Source organism: Gordonibacter pamelaeae (assembly GCF_003340385.1).
In the GTDB taxonomy this organism is placed as follows: domain Bacteria; phylum Actinomycetota; class Coriobacteriia; order Coriobacteriales; family Eggerthellaceae; genus Gordonibacter; species Gordonibacter pamelaeae.
Genome location: NZ_PPTS01000003.1, coordinates 48500 through 69514 on the forward strand (window position 1 = coordinate 48500; position 21015 = coordinate 69514).

Below are 21015 nucleotides of genomic sequence, written 5' to 3' on the forward strand. Positions count from 1 at the left end.
ATGGCGAACGAAACCGTGCGCGAGGAGGTGCGGCGCATCGCTGAGGCGGCGAGGGCCGCGAGCGGGGCGCTGGCGCAGACGAGCGCCGAGGAGCGCAACGCGGCGCTGGCGGCCATGGCGGCGGCGTTGCGCGCGCATGCGGCGGAGATCGTCGCGGCGAACGCCGAGGACGTGGAGGCCGCGCGCGCGGCGGGCACGAAGGAGAGCCTGGTGGACCGGCTCATGCTGGACGAGGGGCGCATCGAGGGCATGGCGGCGGCGCTCGAGGACCTCGCCGCGCTGCCCGACCCGCTCGGCCGGGTGCAGGACGCGCGCACACTCGAGAGCGGCATCGAGCTCGAGCGCGTGAGCGTGCCGCTCGGCGTGGTGGCCGTGGTGTATGAGGCGCGCCCGAACGTGACGGCCGACGCGGCGGGCATCTGCCTGAAGTCCGGCAACGCGGCGGTGCTGCGCGGCGGGAGCATGGCGGCCCGCTCGAACGAGGCGGTGGCCCGCGTGCTCGCCGACGCCGCAGAGGGGGCCGGCATGCCGCGCGGGTGCATCGGCCTCGTGGCCTCCACCGACCGCGCGGCGGCCGACGAGCTCATGCAGCTGCACGGGACGGTTGACGTGCTCATCCCGCGCGGCGGCGCGGGGCTCATCCGCCACTGCGTGGAGACCTCGAAGGTGCCGGTCATCGAGACGGGCACGGGCAACTGCCACGTGTACCTGCACGGGAGCGCCGACCTCGAGCGGGCCCGCGCCATCGTGGTGAACGCGAAGTGCCGCCGCTACGGGGTGTGCAACGCGGCCGAGACGCTGCTCGTGGACGAGGCGGCGGCCGAGAAGTTCCTGCCTGCGGTGCTCGCCGACCTGCGCGAGCGGGGCGTGGCCCTGCACGCCGACGAGCGCGCCCGCGCCGTGGCGGCGGAGAGCGGCATCGAGGCCGAGCCGGCGACCGAGGACGACTGGGCGACCGAGTACCTGGCGCCCGAGCTGGCCGTGCGCTGCGTTGCCGGCGTGGACGAGGCCGTGGACCACGTGAACCGCTACGGTACGAAGCATTCCGAGGCCATCGTGGCCGACCCGGCCGACCCGGCGGGCGCCGCGGCCATCGAGGCGTTCCTCGCGCGCGTCGATGCGGCCGCCGTGTACGCGAACGCCTCCACGGCGTTCACCGACGGCGGGCAGTTCGGCCTGGGTGCCGAGATCGGCATCTCCACGCAGAAGCTGCACGCCCGCGGGCCGTTCGCGCTCGAGGCACTCACGTCGTACAAGTACGTGCTGCGCGGCGACGGGCAGGTGCGCGCGTAGTGGCGGTTGTCTGCGAGCGGTTCGACGACCTGGGGCAGGACGGCGCGCCGGCCCGCCTCGGCATCATGGGCGGCACGTTCGACCCCATCCATATCGGGCACCTGGCCACGGCCGAGCAGGCGCGCGAGGCCTACGGGCTGGACGCCGTCGTGTTCGTGCCGGCCGGCAAGCCCGTGTTCAAGAAGGACCGCGCCGTCACGCCGGCGGCCGACCGCCTGGCCATGTGCCGTCTCGCCGTGGCCAGCAACCCGGCTTTCTGCGTGAGCGCGATGGAGATCGAGCGCGGCGGCGACACGTACACGGTGGACACGCTGCGCGAGCTGCGCGGCCATTACCCGGGAAACGTGGAGCTGTACTTCATCACGGGGGCCGACGCCGTGGCGCACATCGTGCAGTGGCGGGAGAGCGCCGCCATCGCCGACCTGGCGCGCCTCATCGCCGTCACGCGGCCGGGCTACGCGCTCACGGCCGAGCGGAGGCGCGAGATCGAGGAGCACGGCCGCTTCGACGTGTCGTACCTCGAGGTGACGGCCCTGGCCGTGTCGTCGAGCGACCTGCGCGCACGGGTGCGCGCCGGGCGTTCCATCCGCTACCTGGTCATGCAGCGCGTGCTGGACTACATCGCCGTGCACGGCCTGTACGCCCCGGAGGCAGCGGGGGAGGTGCGCCGATGAGCGGGGAGGACGAGGCAGGCTGCTGCGCCGACGCGCTGTCGGACGCGTTCCTCGAGGCGCGCGAGCGCGACCTGCGCGAGCGCTTGGGACGCCGCCGGTACGAGCACACGCTCGGCGTGGCGGGTACGGCCGCGCGTCTGGCACGCGCCTACGGCGTGGACGAGCGCAAGGCGCGGCTCGCGGGGCTTCTGCACGACTGGGACAAGGGCTACGACGACGCCGGCATCCGCGCCCGCGTGGAGGAGCTGGGGCTGGCGGTCGACCCCTACGTGTTCGAGGAGATGCCCTGGCTGCTGCACGGTCCCACGGCCGCGGCGGCGCTCGCCCGCGCGTTCCCGTGCCTGCCGCGCGACGTGGTGCAGGCCATCGCGCGGCATACGGCCGGCGCGGTGGGCATGACCGATCTGGACATGGTGGTCTACGTCGCCGACGCGCTCGAGCCGGGGCGCGACTACGCGGGGCTCGACGAGATCCGCGCGCTTGCGGGCCAGGTGCCGCTCGAGGAGCTGTACCTGGCAACGTTCAGGCATGTGTTCCTGAACCTGGTGGAGCGGCGCAAGCGCATCCACCCGCAGAGCATCGAGATATGGAACTACTACCTCGCCCGCTCGCACGACGCGGCGGACGAACGAAAAGGGAGGAAAGGAACAGCGTGAGCGAACCGAAGAAGATGGAAGAGAAGACCTCGCGGGAGCGCGCCCTCATCGCGGCGCGCGCGGCGGACGCGAAGAAGGCCACCGACATCATGGTGCAGGAGGTGCGCGACCTCATCGGCGTGACGGATTACTTCGTCATCGCCACGGCGGCGAACAACCGCCAGGTGGAGGCCATCGTCGACGAGATCGAGGAGGCCGAGCGCGTGCAGGGCGGCTGCAAGCCGCTGCACCGCGAGGGCACGCAGGACGGCACGTGGTCGCTTCTGGACTACGGCGACATCGTGGTGCACGTGTTCCAGCCGGAGACGCGCGAGTACTACCGACTGGAGGCCCTGTGGAACGACGCCCCGGTCATCGACCTGGCCGAGGAGGCGGGGCTCACCGAGCTCGAATACTCCGACCGCATCGCCAAGCTCCTGGGCAGGGAGTAGCAGGACCAGGGCGGGAGCTCTTATGCCCGCCCGGGTGCAATGCAGGCTGCGGGGGAGGACCGAGGGCCCTTCCGACCTCCCCCTTGCGGGGCCTTCCCCCTCTTGGAGGGAAGGCCCCGCAGCCTCTCAGGCGCTGCGGCGGGATGCCTCCTCGTCGAGGCGCTCGGCGATCCACGTCTTGATGACGGCCTGGCGGCCGATGCCGATGCGTCGCGCCTCGCGGTCCAGCGCCTCCACCACCCAGGCGGGGAAGTCCACGTTCACGCGCCGGGTCTCGAACGCAGGGTCGGAAACTACTGCCTTGTCGAGGTCGCAGTACTGGAGCACGTCCTCCTCGCCCTCGTCAAAGATCCGGTCGAACTCCTCAGTGCTCAAGCTCTTTGCTGTCATAGCACCTCGCCTCCTTCGTTCGGGAGCGGCGCACGGATATGATCCGGACGCGCTCGCCTCGATACGTCACCACCGCCGACCAGTGCTTGCCGTCTATCATGCCCAACACTACGAACCGCGCCTCTCCGCAATCAGCAAGGGACGGGATCGCTACCGTCCTATCATCCCACAGCCTCTGCGCCTCGCCGAAGTCTATCCCGTGCTTCGCGAGGTTCCGTGCGCTCTTTTGCGGGTCGTATTCGAATTCCATTATAACCCCTTATTGATATAATTTCTATATCATGAAAGCACCTTTCAATCCTTGTAACTATCCTGTTGTACAAGGGCGGTGTCGCGCATCCGTGCGCATCACTCCAGCAGCTCCTCCGTCTCGATGATGCTGCGGTAGAGCTCCATGGTGGCCAGTGACGGGTCGATGCCCAGCTCGGTGGTCAGGAAGCGGCGGCACTCGAAGTACGTCTCGAGGGCGGCCGTGCGCTGGCCGGCTGCGATCTGGGCGCGCATGAGGGCCGTGTACGCGTCCTCGCGGGTGCGGTCGCGGCGCAGCGCCGCGCGGGCGAACCACAGCCCCTCCTGCGCGTCGTCCGCCGCGACGAGGCGGTCGGCGGCTGCCACCAGCGCGTCCACGAGCTGCATGCGGCGGTCTTTGCGCGCTTGCACGACGAACTCGTTGTCCTGCTCGCTCGGCATGAGGTCGTCGGCGAACGCCTCGTCGATCTCCGCGTAGAGCTGCGCCCATCCGTCGGCTCCCGGCTGGCCGAACAGCAGCATGCGGCATACGGTGTCGAACCGCGCGACGTCGGTGACGATCAGGCGCTCGTCCAACCGGCAGCCGTTCTGCTGGCGTACGAGGTAGGGGCATGCGCCCGACGGCCCCGACAGCGCACGGCGCAGATGCGACCATACCGAGTAGAAGTTCTTGCGCGCCGAGTCCGTCTCGCTCTCGGGCCACATGATGCCCACGAGGCGGTCGCGCGGGAACTCGCGGCCCCGGTTCAGCACGAGCAGCGTCAGCAGCGTCTTCACCTTCTGGCGGCGGAAGCGGCCCGGATCGACCGGGGTGTCGCCGATGCGCACGTCCAGCCCGCCGAACAGGTTGACGGTGAGCAGGGGCACCATGGTGGGTGCGCGGCCCTCCTTGGGCAGGTAGCGCCCGTCGAGGTACGCGTCGGGACGCGTGACCGCGCGCTCCGCACGTCGCTCGGCGCTCTCGCGGGCTGAGCGCTCGAAGGCGCGGCGCTGGGAGAACAGCTCCATCTCGGCGCGGTGCAGCGCGAGGGCCTCGGCGGCGCGCAGCGCGGGGGAGGCGGGAAGGATGCCCCGCTCGCGGACGCGCTCCAGGGCGAGGCCGGCCGCGGCGGCGAACAGGTCGCCTTGCCCTTCCAGGCCGGCGAGGCGCTTGCGGACGTACCGGTCGATGCGGCTTAGGGCCGCCGCGCCCTGCTCGGCATCCGCCGCGCCCACGCCCCCGCGGCCCTCGGCCACCTCCGCGAGCGCCCAGGCCGCCGCGAGGGCGAGCGCGTCCCCGTCCGCGGTGGAGAGCCTTCCCTCGGCGGCCGCGGCGGCGCCGTGCACGAGCCAGGCGGGGTCGTCGAGCAGGGCAAGCTGCGCCTGCGCGAGCGGGCGCCAGAAAGCGGGGTCGGGCCGCACCGCGCCGCCCCTGCCCGCCGTCCCCACGACGTCGGCCGTATCGCCGGGGCCGGCGAGCCGTGCGAGCTCCTCGCGAGCCCGCTTGCGCGCGGAGCCCTTTCCCTCCCGCACGACCACGAGCGCCGCGAGGGCGCGGATGCCGGCGGGCGCCCCCAAGTCGGAAGCGATGCGCCGCGCGGCGGCAAGGGCTGCGTCAAGGTCGCCGAGCACGGCAAGCCGCACGGCCTCCCCCAGCTCGAGCTGGGCGTTCCCAGAGGGGACCGACGGGCCGAGCGACGCGTGCAGCCGATGGGCCGGCAGCACGCATGCCTGCCGCATGAGCGTGCGCGACCGCTCCGCGAGCCACGCCGCGCGCGCACCGCGCGAGCACAGGGCCGCCACGAGGTCGCACGCGCGCTCTCCCTGCGCGCGGGACAGCAGCACGTCGGCCCAGCGCCCCGCGAGCGCATCGCGGTCGGCAAGGTGCGAGCGCGCGGCCAGGACATCCAGCTTGCCGCCGACCGCCCCCGCCACGGCCTCCACGGGGAAGCAGGGCGTCTCGAAGCGCTCGCAACGCCGGTCGATGCCCAGGTAGGGGTAGCCTGTCGCCATAAGCGCCGCCAGATCCTCCCCGCACGGGCCGAACGCCTCCACGTCGGACAGGGAGCCCCTGCCCAGCACGAGCATGGTGGCCATGGCCAGCAGCAGGTCGGCCGGCAGCTCCTCGCGCAAGGCGTCCTCCAGGAAGGAGCCCTCTCCTCCGACCGGCCCCCACACCAGCCCGGGCACGCGCTCCGTCGGCGGGACGGCGGCAGCGGGGCGGGCGGCCCGGTCGTCGGCAGGGCGGGCGGCGTCCAACTCGGCATCGGCCAGCAGCAGGTCGGCGGCGGAGAGCTTCAGGCGGTCGTGCTGAAGCGGCCCGTAGGCGTCGCACGAGGGGGCGCACGTGGCCAGCACCTCGCATCCGCGCCCCAGCAGCTCGTCGAACACGCCGGAGAGCGCGGCGGCTCGGGCCGCATCGAGGGGCGGCACGTCCTCCACCACCGCGAGGAACGATGTGGCATCGGCCGCCGTCAGCGAGGACACGATAATGCCCCGGTCGAGGTCGCGCAGAAAGCAGGGGCTCTTCCCGTTGATCCAGAACACGTGGTCGAACGAGAACACCACGTCGGCGTACTCCATGGCGAGCCCCGTCTTGCCGAAGCCCTCGGGCGCCACGAGGAAGCGCGCCACATGGCGCTCGCGCAGCAGGCGCGCGATGAGGTCGGGGCGCGGGTAATGGCGGCGCGATGCCAGATGGTTGGGACGATGGCCCTTGCAGGACGATTGCTTCAGGAACCCGGTCATAGGGAAACGCTCCTCTCGCGGAGGCAGCGCATCGGCCCGGTTGGATTCGATCATCATAGCGGCGAGGTCAGCAATTAGCAAGCCCGGACATTCGTTCGCCGCGTTGCGCAAACGGCTTTTCGGCATGCGAACAACGCCTGCCCGACCGTCCGCCAGGCGAGGCGGACGGTGTACAATGGCTGCAGCCCGCCTACTGTCGCCCGACCCGAGCAAGGAGAGAACCATGTTCCGAACCGCCTCCCTCGCCGACCTGCCCGCCTTCCGCTGCGGGCACGCCCAGGACCCCCGAGCCGCCACCGGATGCACGGTGGTCGTGGCGCCCGAGGGCGCGGTGTGCGGCGTGGACGTGCGCGGCGGCGGCCCCGCCACCCGCGAGACCGACCTGCTGCGCCCCGAGAACATGATCGAGGCCGTGCACGCCGTGGTGCTCGCCGGCGGCAGCGCCTTCGGGCTGGCCGCCTCCGCCGGCGTCATGGACGAGCTCGCGGCGCGCGGCATCGGCTTTCCCGTGGAGGGCGCGCGCGTGCCCATCGTGGTGGGGGCCTGCCTCTTCGATTTGCTGGTGGGGGAGAATGCCCACCCGGACGCCGCCATGGGCGCCGAGGCCTGCGCCGCGGCGTTCGCCCGCACGCCCGAAGAGCCGCTGGCCGAGGGCAACGTGGGCGCCGGCTGCGGCGCCACGGTGGGCAAGCTCCTGGGCGGCGGGCGCGCCATGAAGGCGGGCCTGGGCATCTGCGGGCTCGCGCTCGGCGAGCTGGCGGTGGTGGCCGTCGTGGCCGTGAACGCGCTCGGCAACGTGCGCGACGAAGACGGCGCATGGATCGCCGGCTGCCGCGATGACGAAGGGCACGTCATGGACCCGCTCGCCGCGTTCGGCGCGATGGCGGCTGCGGCGGCGGCCGGCGACGGGACGGCTCCCGCCGCCGGCGGGCCCTGCGCCAACACGACCATCGGCGTCGTGCTCACGAACGCGCGGCTCACGAAGGCCCAGGCGACCAAGACCGCCTCGACCGTCCACGACGCCTATGCCCGCGCCATCAAGCCCGTGCACACCCTGAACGACGGCGACACCGTGTTCGCGTTCGCGTCCGGCGAGGTTGAGGCGCTGCCCGACGCGGTATCTGTGCTGGCCTGCGAGGCCATGCAGGGCGCCATCGTGCGTGCCGTGTGCCAAGCCGAGGGCGCCTGCGGCCTGCCGGCGGCCCGTGACCTGGTTGCCGGCCGGTAGGGGGGGCGCGGATGAAGCTCGCCAAGCTTGCGAACCGCACGCTGTTCGTCCTCTCGGTCGTGGTGACCGGGTCGGTGGCCGGCGCGTTCGTGTGGGCGCTCCTGTTCGTCATGAACCTGGGCATCTCGTTCGTCTGGGACAACGTGGGGGGCCGCTTCGGCATCTACTTCCCCTTGGCCGCCTGCCTCGTAGGCGGCCTCGTCGTCGGCCTCTTCGCCAAGCGCTTCGGACCCTACCCCGAGGACCTGGACGCCGTCATGGCGAAGGTGAAGCGCGACGGACGCTACGACTACGACAAGCTGGGGGTCATGTCCATAGCCGCGCTGCTGCCGCTGTTCTTCGGCGGCTCCATCGGTCCCGAGGCGGGCCTCACCGGCGCCGTCGCGGGCATCTGCACCTGGGTGGGCGACCGCATGAAGCGCTTCGGCGCCGACTTCCAGCAGCTCACGTCCGTGGGCACCATGGCGGCGCTCTCGGCCATCTTCACCGCCCCCCTGTTCGGGTTCGCGGCGCCGCTCTACGGCGACGGGAAGGACGGCGGCGAGGGCGGGGACGGTCCCAAGGGGGCGGCCACCATCACGCTGCCGAAGAACTCGAAGATCGTCGTGTACTTCTGCGCCATCGCGGGCGCGCTCGCCGCGTTCATGGGGCTGGGGGCGCTGTTCGGCGGCGGCATGTCGCTGCCGCGCTTCACCGACATCCACGTCGGCACGGCGGAGCTCGCCTGGCTTTTGCCGCTCGCGTTCGTGGGCGCGGCGGCGGGATGGCTCTTCTGCGTGTTCGACGGCCTGTTCGAGCGCGCGGCGGGGAAGATGGGCGACCGTCCTGTGGCGAAGGCGCTCATCGCCGGCCTCGTGCTGGCCGTGCTCGGCATCCTGCTGCCGTTCACCATGTTCGCCGGCGAGGTGCAGGCCGAGCAGCTGGGCGAGGTGTGGACCTCCATGGGGGCGCTCGCGCTTCTGGCCACCGGCTTCGCGAAGGTCATGATCACGCCGCTGTGCATCCGCTTCGGCTGGCGCGGCGGGCATTTCTTCCCCGTCATCTTCGCGGGCGTGTCGATCGGCTACGGCATGGCCGCCCTCACCGGCGCCGACCCGGTGTTCTGCCTCTGCGCCTGCACGGCCGCCCTCGTGGGTGCCGTCATGCGCCAGCCCCTCATGGCCGTGCTGCTGCTTTTCCTGTGCTTCCCCGTCAAGGGCGTCGTGGTCATGTTCCTGGCCGCCGCCCTGGGCGCCGCCATCCCGCTTCCGAAGGCCCTGCGGAAGGACAAGGGCGGAAACGGCGGCGGGCAGGCGGAAGGCGCCGCGCCCGACGCCGGGCAGGGAGCCGAGGGCTAGGGGCCGATCGTCGCGGGGCTTGCCGGGCCCAAGGCCGGCAGGGCGCACGGGGGGCGTCGCCCGTGCGGCCGCCGCATAGGCGATCGGTTGCTGGCAACGCCTTGCGGCCACTGTGGATTTCCTTTGAGGCCAGGCGCGTTATGCTAGAGTAGCAGGTACTGTTCAAAGCCAAGAAAAGGACGGCGCATCACATGGCAGGATTCCTATCCAGGCTGCTGACGCTCGGCGAGGGCAAGCAGTTGAAGAACTACGAGGCGCTCGTGCAGAAGGTCAACGCCCTCGAGGGCGGGATGCAGGCGAAATCGGATGCCGAGCTTGCCGCCCTCACCGCCGCCTTCCGCGAGCGCGCCGACAACGGCGAGGACCTGAAGAGCCTGCTGCCCGAGGCGTTCGCTGCCGTGCGCGAGGCATCAGTGCGCACGCTCGGCCTGCGCCACTTCGACGTGCAGCTCATCGGCGGCATGGCGCTCAACGACGGGCAGATCGCCGAGATGAAGACCGGCGAGGGCAAGACGCTCGTGTCCACGCTGGCCGGCTACCTGAACGCGCTCAACGGCAACAACGTGCACATCGTCACCGTGAACGACTACCTGGCCCGCCGCGACAGCGAGTGGATGGGCCAGATCTACCGCTTCCTGGGCATGAACGTGGGCCTCATCCAGAACGGCATGCGCCCCGACAAGAAGATCCCCGCCTACCAGGCCGAGGTCACGTACGGCACGAACTCCGAGTTCGGCTTCGACTACCTGCGCGACAACATGGTCACGCGCGCGGAGGCCCGCGTGCAGCGCGGCCACCACTTCGCCATCGTCGACGAGGTGGACTCCATCCTCATCGACGAGGCCCGCACCCCGCTCATCATCTCGGGCGCCGGCACGCAGGCGGCCGAGACGTACAACAAGTTCGCGCGCGTCATGCCCGGTCTCGTCCCCGAGGTGGACTTCGACATGGACGAGGCGAAGAAGACCATCAACGCCACCGAGAGCGGCCTGGAGAAGATCGAGTCCATGCTGGGGATCGACGACATCTACGCCGACCCGTCGGGCCAGCTGGCCAACCACCTGCAGCAGGCGCTCAAGGCGCAGTTCCTGTTCCACCGCGACGTGGACTACGTCGTGGTGGACGGCGAGGTGAAGATCGTCGACGAGTTCACCGGCCGCATCATGGAGGGCCGCCGCTGGTCGGAGGGCCTGCACCAGGCGGTGGAGGCCAAGGAAAAGGTGCTCGTGCGCGAGGAGAACCAGACGCTCGCCACCATCACGCTGCAGAATTACTTCCGCCTCTACGAGAAGCTCTCCGGCATGACCGGCACCGCCATGACCGAGGATGCCGAGTTCCGCGAGATCTACAAGCTGCCCGTCGTGGCCATCCCGCCGAACCGCCCCGTCGCGCGAAAGGACGAGGACGACCTCATCTACCGCACGGTGGAGGCGAAGTTCAACGCCGTCGCCGACGACGTGGCCGCGCGCAACGCGAAGGGCCAGCCCTGCCTCATCGGCACCGTGTCCATCGAGAGCTCCGAGAAGCTCTCGCGCCTGCTCGACAAGCGCGGCATCCGCCATGAGACGTTGAACGCGAAGAACCACGAGCGCGAGGCGCACATCATCGCGCAGGCCGGCCGCGTGGGCGCCGTTACCATCGCCACGAACATGGCCGGCCGCGGCACCGACATCCTGCTCGGCGGCAACCCCGACGTCATGGCCGAGGACGCCCTGCGCGCGCAGGGGCTCGACCCCGACCGAAGCCCCGACGACCTGCCGGCCGAGAGCGACGAGGCTGCGGCCCCCGCGCCCACCGACGAGCAGCGCGCCGCCGCGCTCGCCGAGGCGAAGCGCGTGTGCGCCGCCGAGCACGACCAGGTCATAGCCGCCGGCGGCCTCACCGTCATCGGCACCGAGCGCCACGAGTCGCGCCGTATCGACAACCAGCTGCGCGGCCGCGCCGGCCGCCAGGGCGACCCGGGCACCACGCAGTTCTACCTGTCGCTCGAGGACGACCTCATGCGCCTGTTCGGCGGCAACCGCATGGACTCCATCGGGCGTATGATGGAGAAGACCGACATGCCCGACGACATGCCCATCCAGGCCGGCATGGTGTCGAAGGCCATCGAGAGCGCGCAGCGCCAGGTGGAGAGCATGCACTTCTCCGCCCGTAAGAACGTGCTGGAGTACGACGACGTCATGAACCTGCAGCGCGCCGCCATCTACGGCGAGCGCAACGCCATCCTGGACGGCAAGGACCTCTCCGAGCGCATCCCCGAGATCGTGCGCGACGCGGCCGAGGCCGTGGTTGCGGAGAACTGCCCCGACAAGGCGCCTTCCGACGACTGGGACGTGAGGCCTGTGGAGACGTGGGCCGCCAACATGACGGGCCGCGACGACTTCAAGGTGGCCGGCGTCGACCACGAGGACGATCCGGGCCTTCTGGCCGACGCGCTCGTGGAGTACCTGGACGGCGTGTACGCCGAGAAGGCCGAGCAGCTGGGCGAGCCGGTCATGAAGATGCTGGAGAGCCAGGTCATGCTCCGCATCATCGACACGCGCTGGATGGCCCACCTCCAGGAGATGGACTACCTCAAGTCCGGCATCGGGCTGCGCGCGTTCGGCCAGCGCGACCCGCTCGTGGAGTACAAGAACGAGGCCTACAACGCCTTCCAGAACCTCACGTCGTCCATGTACGAGGACTACCTGCGCACGCTGCTGCGCCTGCAGGTTGCCGTGCAGCAGGCCCCGCAGCTCGCCGAGGAGAAGAGCCCGCTCGACGGCAAGGTGAGCTACTCGTCGCCCGAGCAGGCGCTCGAGCAGACGGGCGTGGCCGCCGCACGCCGCTCCGCCCCCGCCGCCGCCCCCGGCGGCCAGGCCGCGCCCCCGCCGAAGCCCGCGGCCGCGAAGCCGCAGACGTTCGAGAAGGACAAGGACGACCCCTTCGCGAACGTGGGCCGCAACGACCCGTGCCCCTGCGGCTCGGGCAAGAAGTTCAAGAAGTGCCACGGCGCGAACCAGTAGGACGAACATGGCAGACAGCGAACACGATATCGAGCATATGGCCGCGCGCGTGACCGACGCGCACGGCTTCCTGCACATCGACGACAAGACGGCCGAGCTCGCGAAGCTCGACGAGGAGATAGCCGCCCCTGGGTTCTGGGACGATGCGGCGCATGCCCAGGGCGTCTCGAAGCAGGCCTCGAACCTGCGCGAGACCATCCGCGAGTACGACGAGGCTGCGGCGCTCTTGGAAGACGCCCGGGCGGCGCTCGAGCTGGCGGGGGAGGACGAGGCCTTCGCCGCGGAGGCCGACGACGCCCTGGCGCGCCTGTCCGACCTGCTGGACGCGCTGGAGATCACCTCGTGGTTCTCGGAGCGCTTCGACGGCGGCGACGCCATCCTCACGGTGAACCCCGGCTCCGGCGGCCTCGAGGCCCAGGACTGGACCGACATGCTCTACCGCATGTACGTGCGCTACGCCGAGAAGAAGGACTGGAAGGTCACGATCCTCGACGTGGTGCCCGGCGAGGGCATAGGACTCGACAAGGCCACCATCCAGATCGAGGGCCGCAACGCCTTCGGCATGCTGAAGAGCGAGAACGGCGTGCACCGTCTCGTGCGCATCAGCCCCACCGACGACAAGAAGCGCCGCCACACCACGTTCGCCGGCGTGGAGGTGCTGCCCGTACTGCCCGACGACATCGAGGTGGACCTCAACCCCGCCGACGTGCGCGTGGACGTGTACCGCTCGAGCGGCCCCGGCGGCCAGTGCGTCAACACCACCGACTCCGCCGTGCGCCTCACGCACATCCCTACGAACATCGTGGTGACGTGCCAGAACGAGAAGTCCCAGCTCCAGAACAAGGAGGCGGCGTTCCGCGTGCTCAAGGCGAAGCTCTACGAGCGCGAGGAGCAGAAGCGCGCGCAGGAGCTGGCCGAGCTGCGCGGCGACCGCATGGACAACACGTTCGGCAGCCAGATCCGCAACTACGTGCTCTACCCCTACCAGATGGTGAAGGACGTGCGCAGCGGCGTGGAGACCGGCAACGTGGACGCCGTCCTCGACGGCGATCTGGAGGAGTTCGTGATAGGCTACCATAAATGGAGGGTGTCCCAATAATGGAAGGAACCGGTATGACCGAGCTTGAACGGCGGGCGAACGACATGCGCGCCGACATCGTGCGCATGATCGCGGAGGCGGGGAGCGGGCACCCCGGCGGGTCGCTGTCGTGCGCCGACATCCTGGCGGCGCTGTATTTCGGCGGCGTGCTGGAGCACGACCCCGAGAACCCGGAGTGGGAGGGGCGCGACCGCTTCATCCTGGCCAAGGGTCACGCGGCGCCGGCGCTCTACGCCGCGCTCGCGCAGGCGGGCTACATCCCACGCGAGGAGCTGGCCACGCTGCGCAAGCTGGGAAGCCGGCTGCAGGGCCACCCGGACTCGAACCAGGTGCCCGGCGTGGAGGTGTCCACGGGCTCGCTCGGCCAGGGCCTGTCCATCGCGGCGGGGGCCGCGGCCGGCTTGAGGCTGGACGGCGCCCCCCAGACGGTGTTCGCCCTGCTCGGCGACGGCGAGTGCCAGGAGGGCCAGGTGTGGGAGGCCGCCATGTTCGCGGCGCACCGCAAGCTGGACAACCTCGTGGCCATCGTCGACCGCAACGGCCTGCAGATCGACGGGCGCACCTGCGATGTGTGCGACCCCGGCGACCTGGGCGCGAAGTTCGCGGCGTTCGGCTGGGACGTGGACGAGGTCGACGGCCACGACCTGGACGCCCTCGTGGCGGTGCTCGGGGCCGCTAAGGCCGGCCGCGACGGCCGGCCGCACGCGGTCATCGCCCGCACCGTCAAGGGCAAGGGCGTGCCGTTCATGGAAAACGAGGCGGGTTGGCACGGGAAGGCCCCGAACGCCGAGCAGGCCGCCGAGGCGCTCGCCGCGCTCGAGGGCGATGCGGGGAAGGAGTCGAGCCGTGGTTAAGCTTGCAGACGGGGCCCAGGCCCAGCAGAAGAAGGCCACGCGTGCGGCCTACGGGGCGACGCTCGCCGAGCTCGCGTCCGAGGGCGTGCCCGTCGTGGCGGTGGATGCCGACCTCACGGGCTCCACGACCACGAAGAAGCTGGCCGACGCCGGCTTCGCCGACCGCCTGTTCAACTGCGGCATCGCCGAGCAGAACATGGTGGACGTGGCGGCGGGCCTGGCCATCACGGGGCATGTGGCCTTCACCGGCTCGTTCGCCGTGTTCGGCACCGGGCGCGCCTACGACCAGATCCGCAACACGGTGTGCTACTCCAACCTGGACGTGAAGATCGCCCCCACGCACGCCGGCATCTCGGTGGGCCCCGACGGCGGCAGCCACCAGATGCTCGAGGACGTGTCGCTCATGCGCGGCCTGCCGAACATGCGCGTGCTCGTGCCGGCCGACTACGCCGCCGCCCGCGCCGCGCTGCGCCTGGCCGCCGCCACGCCGGGCCCGGTGTACGTGCGCATGGGCCGCGCGAGCGTGCCGTGCGTGTACGCCGACGACGTGGAGCTGGAGCTCGGCCGCGCCTACGTGCTGCGCGAGGGCGGCGACGCCACCATCGTGGCATGCGGCGTGGAGGTGGAGCAGGCGCTCAAGGCGGCCGAGCTGCTGGCTGCCGAGGGCATCGAGGCCGAGGTCATCGACGCGTTCTCGGTGAAGCCGCTCGACGAGGAGACGATCCTCGCCTCCGTGGGCAAGACGGGCTGCGTGGCAGTTGCCGAGGAGCACAGCGTGATGGGGGGCCTCGGCTCGGCCGTGGCCGAGACGCTGGCGCGCACCTGCCCGGCACCGGCAGAGTTCGTGGGCATGCGCGACGCCTTCGGCAAATCGGGCGAGTTCGACGAGCTGATGGCGTACTTCAACCTGGATGCGGGGGCGATTGTCGAAGCTGTGAAGAAGGTTATGGCCCGAAAGCAAGTCTGATAGAATCGAGCCGTCTCAGTACATCACTATTCGAACGGAGCATTCTGTGACGAACGATACCAGCCAAGGGGTTCCTGCGCGCCAAGCCCGGCGCGGCGGTGCCCATGCGGCGCCGGCGCCCGTGCGCCAGACGGCGTCGCAGCTCTCGGCGTCGCTGCCCGTCTTGGAGGTCGACGACATTCCCCAGCAGACGGGCACGCCGGTCATCACCTTCGACCACGTGACGAAAGTCTACCCCGCGCAGCCCAACAAGCCGGCGCTCAACGACATATCCCTGCAGATCTACGCGGGCGAGTTCATCTTCCTCGTGGGCCATTCCGGCTCCGGCAAGTCCACGTTCATCCGCATGCTCATCCGCGAGGTGAAGCCGACGCAGGGCCATATCTACGTGGCCGACGAGGACCTGACCACCATGCGCAACTGGCGCGTGCCGTATTTGCGCCGCAACATCGGGTGCGTCTTCCAGGACTTCAAGCTCCTGCCGAACAAGACCGTGTTCGAGAACGTGGCGTTCGCGCTCGAGGTCATCGGCAAGAGCCGCCACGTCATCAAGACGCAGGTGCCCGAGGTGCTGCGCCTGGTGGGCCTGCAGGACAAGCTCAACAAGCGCCCCGACCAGCTCTCCGGCGGCGAGCAGCAGCGCGTGTCCATCGCGCGCGCCATCGTGAACCGCCCGCCGCTGCTCGTGTGCGACGAGCCCACCGGCAACCTCGACCCGCAGACGTCGCGCGGCATCATGGACCTGCTCGAGCGCATCAACCGCACGGGCACCACGGTGCTCGTGGCCACGCACGACCGCGAGATGGTGGACAACATGCGCCGGCGCGTCATCGCGCTCGACCGCGGGCACCTCACCCGCGACCAGGACCGGGGGGTGTACGGCTTCGATGTCTAGTTTCGCTTACTTCATACGCGAGTCGCTCAAGGGCTTCACGCGCAACCTCTCGACGACGCTCGGCTCCATCGTCACCATCTTCCTGTCGCTTATGATCATCGGCGTGTTCCTCGTGGGCGGCCTCGTCATAGAGAACGTGGTGTCGGGCGTGGAGAACGAGGTGTCCATCGCGGCGTACGTCGCCGACGACGCCTCGCAGGCCGACATCGACAAGGTGGAGGACTACGTCCGCGGCCTCGAGGGCGTGGCGTCGGTGACCTTCACGGACAAGGAGCAGGCGCTCGAGAACTTCCGCTCCTCGAACACCACCGATATCATCGATGCCCTCGACGGCCAGAACCCGCTGCCCGCGTCCATTGACGTGGAGCTGTCCGACCCCCAGCTGGTCGAGCAGGTGGCCGGCGCGATCTGGGACAATTCCACGTACCAGCAGATCCGGGACGGCGAGACGAAATCCGAGTCGCTCAAGTACGGCCAGCAGACGGTGGAGAAGCTGTTTACGCTCACCAACTACGTGCGCTACATCGGCATCGCGCTCATCGCGCTGCTCATCTTCATCGCCATGGTGTTCATCAACAACACCATCCGCCTGGCCATCCTCGCGCGCCGCAAGGAGATCGCCATCATGCGCCTCGTGGGCGCGTCGAACGGCTTCATCCGCGGGCCCTTCCTCATGGAAGGCGCGTTGCATGCGCTCATCGGCTCGCTTCTGGCGGTGGGCGTGCTGGAACTGCTGCGCAACACGGCGCTGCCGAAGCTGCAGGGCGCGCTGCCGTTCCTGTCGTTCGACGTGAGCCTTAACATGTTCCTGCTCATCTATGCCGCGCTCGTCGTCGCGGGCCTGCTCATCGGCCTGCTGGGCTCGGCTCTGGCCATGCGCCGCTACCTGAAGGTGTAGCGGGCGCTCGGGGCGGCCCCTCATGGCCAAGCATGGCGACAACAAGCAGGTTGCGGCGTCGGCGCGCAAGGCGCGGCTCCGCAACCTGCGCCTTATGCGGGCGTTCGCGTTCGTCGTGATACTCTGCACGGCCTTCGTGGCCGGCTTCGCCGTGCGCAGCAACGACGCGCTGCTCGAGTCGCTCGGCTTCGCGGCGCTGCTCGAGAGCGGCGACTCCACGGCCGGCACGGCGGCCTCGAAGGACAAGAACACCTACAACGCGCTGTCGGCGCGCGTCGCCGAGGTGGAGGACGCGCTCGCCAACGACTCGCTGGACTCCTACGACCTGGACGCGGCCACCATGAGCGTGCTCGACGCGTTCGCCGACACGACCGAGGACGCCTACCTGCGCTACTACGATCCGGCGCGCTACTCCTCGCTCATGCACGACAGCTCGGGCAGCTACGCGGGCGTGGGCGTGCTGTTCTCGGAGTACAACGGGCTGGCGTACGTCGTGGACGTGTTCGACGGCTCCGTGGCCCAGGCGGCGGGCGTGCGCCAGGGCGACTTCGTGGTGGCCATCGACGGTGACCGCGGCCAGGAGTGGTCGATGAACGAGGTCACGGCCTCGCTCGACCGTGCCGAGGGCGACACCGTCGTGGTCACGTGGCGGCGCCCGGCCACGCTCGAGGCCGAGGGCGGGGAGGAGTTCACCACTACGCTGGCCTGCTCGAAGTACGACGTGAAGAACGTCACGACGAGCCTCGAGGGCACCGTGGGCTACGTGAAGGTGCGGCAGCTGACGCAGACGTCGGCCGACCTCGTGAAGCAGGCGCTCGCTGACCTGGGCTCCCAAGGAGCGCTCTCGTTCGTGCTCGACATCCGCGACAACCCGGGCGGCTACCTCACGCAGGCCGTGGATATGGCCAGCCTGTTCGTGAAGAGCGGCTCCATCGTGCAGATCGAGACGAAGGACGGCAAGAGCGTGAAGTCCGCCACAGGCAACGTGGCCACGGACAAGCCGCTCGTGGTGCTGGTGAACGAGAACACGGCCGCCGCGGCCGAGGTGCTGGCGGCGGCGCTGCAGGAGAACCAGCGCGCCACGCTCGTGGGCGCCTCCACGCTCGGCAAGGGCTCCGTGCAGGTGGTGCGCGACCTGAGCTTCGGCGGCGCGCTGCGCTACACGGCGGCCTACTACCTAACCCCCCAGGGGCGGACCATCAACGACGTGGGCGTGACGCCCGACGTGTCGGTGGGCCTGGGCGGCGAGGCCGGCAGCGACAACCAGAGAAGCCTGGCCCTGGAAACCGCCCAGTCGCTCGCGCGGGAGTAGCGCCATGGCGCGCAAACGGTCGCATACGCGACGCAGCCCCCGCAGCAACCCGCGCGGCGTGCTGACCGTCCATGGCGGCGGCTTCGGCTTCGTGCAGACGGCCGAGGGCGCCTACTTCGTTCCCGCATCGAAGATGGCCGGTGCCTTCGACGGCGATCTGGTGGAGGTGGCGCCCTTGCCGCCCACGGGCGGCAAGGGCGGCGCACGCCAGCCGCACCAGGGCGCTGCGCGCCCCGGCGACCAGCCGGCCGCGCGGGTGCTGCGCGTTGTCGACCGCGCGCACGACACGCTCGTGGGCCGCTACGAGGTGGCCGAGCCCTTCGGCGTGGTGGTGCCCGAGGATGCGCGCATACCCTACGACATCTTCACCATGCGCTCCGACCATCCGGACGTGCCGGACGGCTCGCTCGTGCGCGTTCGCATCACCGCGTTCCCCACGCGCCACACCGCGGCCACCGGCGTGGTGGAGGAGGTCATCGGGCAGGCGGGCGACGAGGGGGTGGGCGTGGACCTCATCGTGGCGCGTCGCAAGCTGGAGACGGCGTTCTCGGACGGTGCGCTCGCCGAGGCGCGCGCCGCCGTGCTGGACGAGGCGGGCGCGCTCGCGGAGGGCTACCGCGACCTGCGGGAGCGCTTCACGCTCACCATCGACCCCGCCGACGCCCGCGACTTCGACGACGCTCTGTCGTTGGAGCCCGTCGTTCTGGAGAGCGGCAAGATGCCCCGCAGCGTGCGGTTCGTGGACGAGCGCGGGCCGGGGGCCGTGCGCTGGCGGCTGGGGGTGCATATCGCGGACGTGTCGCATTACGTGCCCTGGAACTCGTCGATCGACCTGGATGCGCGGCGGCGGGCGACGAGCGTGTACCTGGCCGACCGCGTGATACCCATGCTGCCCGAGGAGCTGTCGGGTGACCTGTGCTCGCTCAAGCCCGGCGAGGTGCGCCGCACGATGACGGCCGACCTGTACCTGGACGACGGTGCGCGCCTCGTGGGCTACGAGCTGTACCCGGCGCTCATCCGCTCGGATGCGCGGCTGACCTACGACGAGGCGCAGGCCCTTCTGGAAAGGGCGGCGGGCCGTGCCGACGGCACTGCGGAGGACGACGCGCTCGCGCGCCGGCTCGCGGGGCTCTCGTGCCTGGCGAGGAAGCGCGCGGCGGCGCGCGAGGCGGCCGGCGGGTTGGACTTCGCCACGGTGGAGGCGAAGGTGCGCCTGGATGCGGAGGGGCACCCCGTGGGCATCGACCTGCGCCGCAAGACGGACGCGACGTCGCTCGTGGAGGAGGCCATGATCCTGGCGAACGAGACGGTGGCGCGCCACCTGCGCGATGCCCGGTTCCCCGGCATCTTCCGCGTGCACGACAAGCCCTCTCCCGACAGCCTGGCCGCGCTCGTGCCGGTGTTCCAGGAGTTCGCGTGGTTCGGCGGCATCGACCAGAACCGGCTCGTGGCCGGCGACCCGCACGTGCTCGGCCAGGTGCTCGAGGCGAGCGCGGGGCGCCCCGAGGGCGAGCTCGTGTCCACGCTCGTGCTGCGCTCCATGAAGCGCGCCGTGTACCGCCCCGCCTGCGAGCCGCACTACGGGCTGGCGAGCGCGGCGTACACGCATTTCACGAGCCCTATCAGGCGCTACCCTGACCTCGTGGTGCACCGCATGCTCAAGGCGCAGCTGACGCGCCGCCCCGAGCGCTTCGATCAGGAAGTGGCGGCGCTGCCGTGGATAGCCGAGCATTCCTCGAACATGGAGCGCGTGGCCGAGAAGGCGGCGCGCGAGTCGCAGGAGCTCAAGATCGTGGAGTATATGGAACGTTCGGTGGGCCAGGCGTTCCCGGCCGTCGTGTCGGGCGTGACGAACTACGGCGTGTACGTGCGGCTCGAGAACACGGCGGAGGGCCTTGTGCCCTTGAAGTGCCTGGGCCGCGAGTACTTCGCGTTCGACCCGGTGCTGCACCGCCTGACGGGGGAGGACACGGGCACGGTCTACCGGCTGGGGCAGCGCCTGCCCGTCGTCTTGGCAGCGGCCGACCCGCGTTCCGGCCGGCTCGACTTCCGCCCGGCGCGCGACGGCGGGCGCTGAGCGCGGCGCCAGGAGGCGAAGGAGGGGAAGATGGGGCGGGTACGCGAGAAGGCGCAGGCCATGGGACGCGTCATGCGCCGCAGCAAGAAGGCGCTCGCGCTCTTCGTCGTGCTGCGCCTCATCGTGCTGGCCTGCGCGGTGGGCGCGCTCGTGTTCGGCAACTACGAGGCGTTCTTCCTGTGCCTGCTCACGCTCGTGCTGTTCCTGGTGCCCCCGTTCATCGAGGCGAGCTTCAGCATCACCATCCCCGAGACGCTCGAGGTGGTCATCGCGCTGTTCATCTTCGCGGCCGAGATACTGGGCGAGCTGTTCCACTTCTACACCCTCATCCCTTTTTGGGACACGCTGCTGCACACGTTCAACGGATTTCTGGCGGCGGCCATCGGCTTGGCGCTCGTGTCCATCTTGAACCGCTCCGACCGCATCGCGTTCTCGCTGTCGCCGTTCTTCTGCGCCGTGGTGGCGTTCTGCTTCTCCATGACCATCGGCGTGCTGTGGGAGTTCTTCGAGTTCGGCATGGACTGGGTGTTCGGGCTGGACATGCAGAAGGACACCGTGCTGGGAGGGATCGCGAGCGTGCTTCTGGACCCCGAGGGGCTGCAGCGGCCGTTTCGCATCGACGGTATCCAGACCGTGGTGGTGTACGGGCAGGACCTGGGTTTGGGCGGGTACCTGGACATAGGGCTCGTCGACACGATGGAGGACCTGCTGGTGAACTTCATCGGCGCGCTGGCCTTCTCCGCCATCGGCTACCGCTACCTGAAGAGCAAGGGCGCCGGCACGTTCGCGCGCCGCTTCGTGCCGGTGCTGGCCGCGCCGGGGGAGGGCGGCCGGGCTGGCGATGCCGGCGGTTCGGGCGGCGCGGCAGGATGCGGGGAGGCTGCCGCGGGCGACGGGGAGGGCGGCGCGGGCGCTGCTTGAGG

18 protein-coding genes are annotated in these 21015 nt (G+C 70.4%); 15 read left to right on the top strand and 3 right to left on the bottom strand.

The window, feature by feature from the left end; all coding sequences use genetic code 11:
- The 4 genes from C1877_RS05220 to rsfS are packed head-to-tail and all read left to right on the top strand — an operon-like array spanning window position 1 to window position 3054.
- A complete protein-coding gene (locus C1877_RS05220; protein WP_114568593.1) occupies window positions 1-1293 on the top strand; it encodes a glutamate-5-semialdehyde dehydrogenase in 1293 nt (430 codons plus the stop codon).
- Window positions 1293-1967: a nicotinate-nucleotide adenylyltransferase gene (gene nadD / locus C1877_RS05225; RefSeq protein ID WP_114568594.1), complete on the top strand. Its 675-nt coding sequence runs from the start codon at window positions 1293-1295 to the stop codon at window positions 1965-1967. The genes C1877_RS05220 and nadD overlap by 1 nt, the downstream gene beginning before the upstream one ends.
- Window positions 1964-2623, top strand: a complete 660-nt coding sequence (gene yqeK, locus C1877_RS05230) for a bis(5'-nucleosyl)-tetraphosphatase (symmetrical) YqeK (protein WP_114568595.1) — start codon at window positions 1964-1966, stop codon at window positions 2621-2623. Before nadD ends, yqeK begins: the two co-directional genes overlap by 4 nt.
- A 14-nt stretch (window positions 2624-2637) precedes the next feature.
- Window positions 2638-3054, top strand: coding sequence for a ribosome silencing factor (rsfS, locus tag C1877_RS05235; RefSeq protein WP_041239860.1), 417 nt, complete (start codon window positions 2638-2640; stop codon window positions 3052-3054).
- Window positions 3055-3180: 126 nt separating this feature from the next.
- Here rsfS and brnA read toward each other — a convergent pair whose 3' ends face one another.
- The 3 genes from brnA to C1877_RS05250 all read right to left on the bottom strand — a co-directional run bounded on the left by brnA (window position 3181) and on the right by C1877_RS05250 (window position 6420).
- Window positions 3181-3444, bottom strand: a complete 264-nt coding sequence (gene brnA / locus C1877_RS05240) for a type II toxin-antitoxin system BrnA family antitoxin (RefSeq protein ID WP_041238658.1) — start codon at window positions 3442-3444, stop codon at window positions 3181-3183.
- On the bottom strand, window positions 3419-3694 hold the full coding sequence (locus C1877_RS05245) for a BrnT family toxin (RefSeq protein WP_015538610.1): 276 nt from the start codon (window positions 3692-3694) through the stop codon (window positions 3419-3421). The genes brnA and C1877_RS05245 overlap by 26 nt, the downstream gene beginning before the upstream one ends.
- A gap of 98 nt (window positions 3695-3792) precedes the next feature.
- Entirely contained in the window at window positions 3793-6420 is a 2628-nt protein-coding gene (locus C1877_RS05250; RefSeq protein ID WP_114568596.1) for an AfsR/SARP family transcriptional regulator, read from the bottom strand.
- A 223-nt stretch (window positions 6421-6643) separates the two neighbouring features.
- Here C1877_RS05250 and C1877_RS05255 point away from each other — a divergent pair, with 223 nt between their 5' ends.
- The 11 genes from C1877_RS05255 (at window position 6644) to C1877_RS05305 (ending at window position 21013) form a co-directional block, all read left to right on the top strand.
- Window positions 6644-7648 carry a P1 family peptidase gene (locus C1877_RS05255; RefSeq protein WP_114568597.1) on the top strand — a complete coding sequence of 335 codons (1005 nt, stop codon included), beginning with the start codon at window positions 6644-6646 and terminating at the stop codon, window positions 7646-7648.
- 11 nt (window positions 7649-7659) lie between these two features.
- Window positions 7660-8985, top strand: a complete 1326-nt coding sequence (locus C1877_RS05260) for a chloride channel protein (RefSeq protein ID WP_015538611.1) — start codon at window positions 7660-7662, stop codon at window positions 8983-8985.
- 191 nt (window positions 8986-9176) lie between these two features.
- Window positions 9177-11990: a preprotein translocase subunit SecA gene (gene secA / locus C1877_RS05265; protein ID WP_114568598.1), complete on the top strand. Its 2814-nt coding sequence runs from the start codon at window positions 9177-9179 to the stop codon at window positions 11988-11990.
- 7 nt (window positions 11991-11997) lie between these two features.
- Complete coding sequence (gene prfB / locus C1877_RS05270) at window positions 11998-13089, top strand: peptide chain release factor 2 (RefSeq protein ID WP_015538612.1); 1092 nt, start codon at window positions 11998-12000, stop codon at window positions 13087-13089.
- A 14-nt stretch (window positions 13090-13103) separates the two neighbouring features.
- Entirely contained in the window at window positions 13104-13943 is an 840-nt protein-coding gene (locus C1877_RS05275; protein WP_114568599.1) for a transketolase, read from the top strand.
- Window positions 13936-14910: a transketolase family protein gene (locus C1877_RS05280; protein WP_114568600.1), complete on the top strand. Its 975-nt coding sequence runs from the start codon at window positions 13936-13938 to the stop codon at window positions 14908-14910. The genes C1877_RS05275 and C1877_RS05280 overlap by 8 nt, the downstream gene beginning before the upstream one ends.
- A 46-nt stretch (window positions 14911-14956) precedes the next feature.
- Window positions 14957-15805 carry a cell division ATP-binding protein FtsE gene (ftsE, locus tag C1877_RS05285; RefSeq protein WP_041238666.1) on the top strand — a complete coding sequence of 283 codons (849 nt, stop codon included), beginning with the start codon at window positions 14957-14959 and terminating at the stop codon, window positions 15803-15805.
- Complete coding sequence (gene ftsX, locus C1877_RS05290) at window positions 15798-16703, top strand: permease-like cell division protein FtsX (protein ID WP_114568601.1); 906 nt, start codon at window positions 15798-15800, stop codon at window positions 16701-16703. Before ftsE ends, ftsX begins: the two co-directional genes overlap by 8 nt.
- Window positions 16704-16725: 22 nt before the next feature.
- A complete protein-coding gene (locus C1877_RS05295) occupies window positions 16726-18015 on the top strand; it encodes a S41 family peptidase (protein WP_114568602.1) in 1290 nt (429 codons plus the stop codon).
- A gap of 4 nt (window positions 18016-18019) precedes the next feature.
- A complete protein-coding gene (locus C1877_RS05300) occupies window positions 18020-20092 on the top strand; it encodes a ribonuclease R family protein (RefSeq protein ID WP_114568603.1) in 2073 nt (690 codons plus the stop codon).
- Window positions 20093-20122: 30 nt separating this feature from the next.
- A complete protein-coding gene (locus tag C1877_RS05305; RefSeq protein WP_227155477.1) occupies window positions 20123-21013 on the top strand; it encodes a DUF2238 domain-containing protein in 891 nt (296 codons plus the stop codon).
- Window positions 21014-21015: the final 2 nt, after the last annotated feature.

Bases quoted from the DNA above. Each gene is read 5' to 3' on its own strand.
- rsfS (WP_041239860.1), top strand. From the start codon at position 2,638: ATGGAAGAGAAGACCTCGCGGGAGCGCGCCCTCATCGCGGCGCGCGCG.
- C1877_RS05250 (WP_114568596.1), bottom strand. From the start codon at position 6,420: ATGACCGGGTTCCTGAAGCAATCGTCCTGCAAGGGCCATCGTCCCAAC.
- C1877_RS05260 (WP_015538611.1), top strand. From the start codon at position 7,660: ATGAAGCTCGCCAAGCTTGCGAACCGCACGCTGTTCGTCCTCTCGGTC.
- C1877_RS05220 (WP_114568593.1), top strand. From the start codon at position 1: ATGGCGAACGAAACCGTGCGCGAGGAGGTGCGGCGCATCGCTGAGGCG.
- C1877_RS05275 (WP_114568599.1), top strand. From the start codon at position 13,104: ATGACCGAGCTTGAACGGCGGGCGAACGACATGCGCGCCGACATCGTG.
- C1877_RS05305 (WP_227155477.1), top strand. From the start codon at position 20,123: ATGGGGCGGGTACGCGAGAAGGCGCAGGCCATGGGACGCGTCATGCGC.
- ftsX (WP_114568601.1), top strand. From the start codon at position 15,798: ATGTCTAGTTTCGCTTACTTCATACGCGAGTCGCTCAAGGGCTTCACG.
- brnA (WP_041238658.1), bottom strand. From the start codon at position 3,444: ATGACAGCAAAGAGCTTGAGCACTGAGGAGTTCGACCGGATCTTTGAC.
- C1877_RS05255 (WP_114568597.1), top strand. From the start codon at position 6,644: ATGTTCCGAACCGCCTCCCTCGCCGACCTGCCCGCCTTCCGCTGCGGG.
- C1877_RS05300 (WP_114568603.1), top strand. From the start codon at position 18,020: ATGGCGCGCAAACGGTCGCATACGCGACGCAGCCCCCGCAGCAACCCG.
- prfB (WP_015538612.1), top strand. From the start codon at position 11,998: ATGGCAGACAGCGAACACGATATCGAGCATATGGCCGCGCGCGTGACC.
- C1877_RS05295 (WP_114568602.1), top strand. From the start codon at position 16,726: ATGGCCAAGCATGGCGACAACAAGCAGGTTGCGGCGTCGGCGCGCAAG.
- yqeK (WP_114568595.1), top strand. From the start codon at position 1,964: ATGAGCGGGGAGGACGAGGCAGGCTGCTGCGCCGACGCGCTGTCGGAC.
- C1877_RS05245 (WP_015538610.1), bottom strand. From the start codon at position 3,694: ATGGAATTCGAATACGACCCGCAAAAGAGCGCACGGAACCTCGCGAAG.
- secA (WP_114568598.1), top strand. From the start codon at position 9,177: ATGGCAGGATTCCTATCCAGGCTGCTGACGCTCGGCGAGGGCAAGCAG.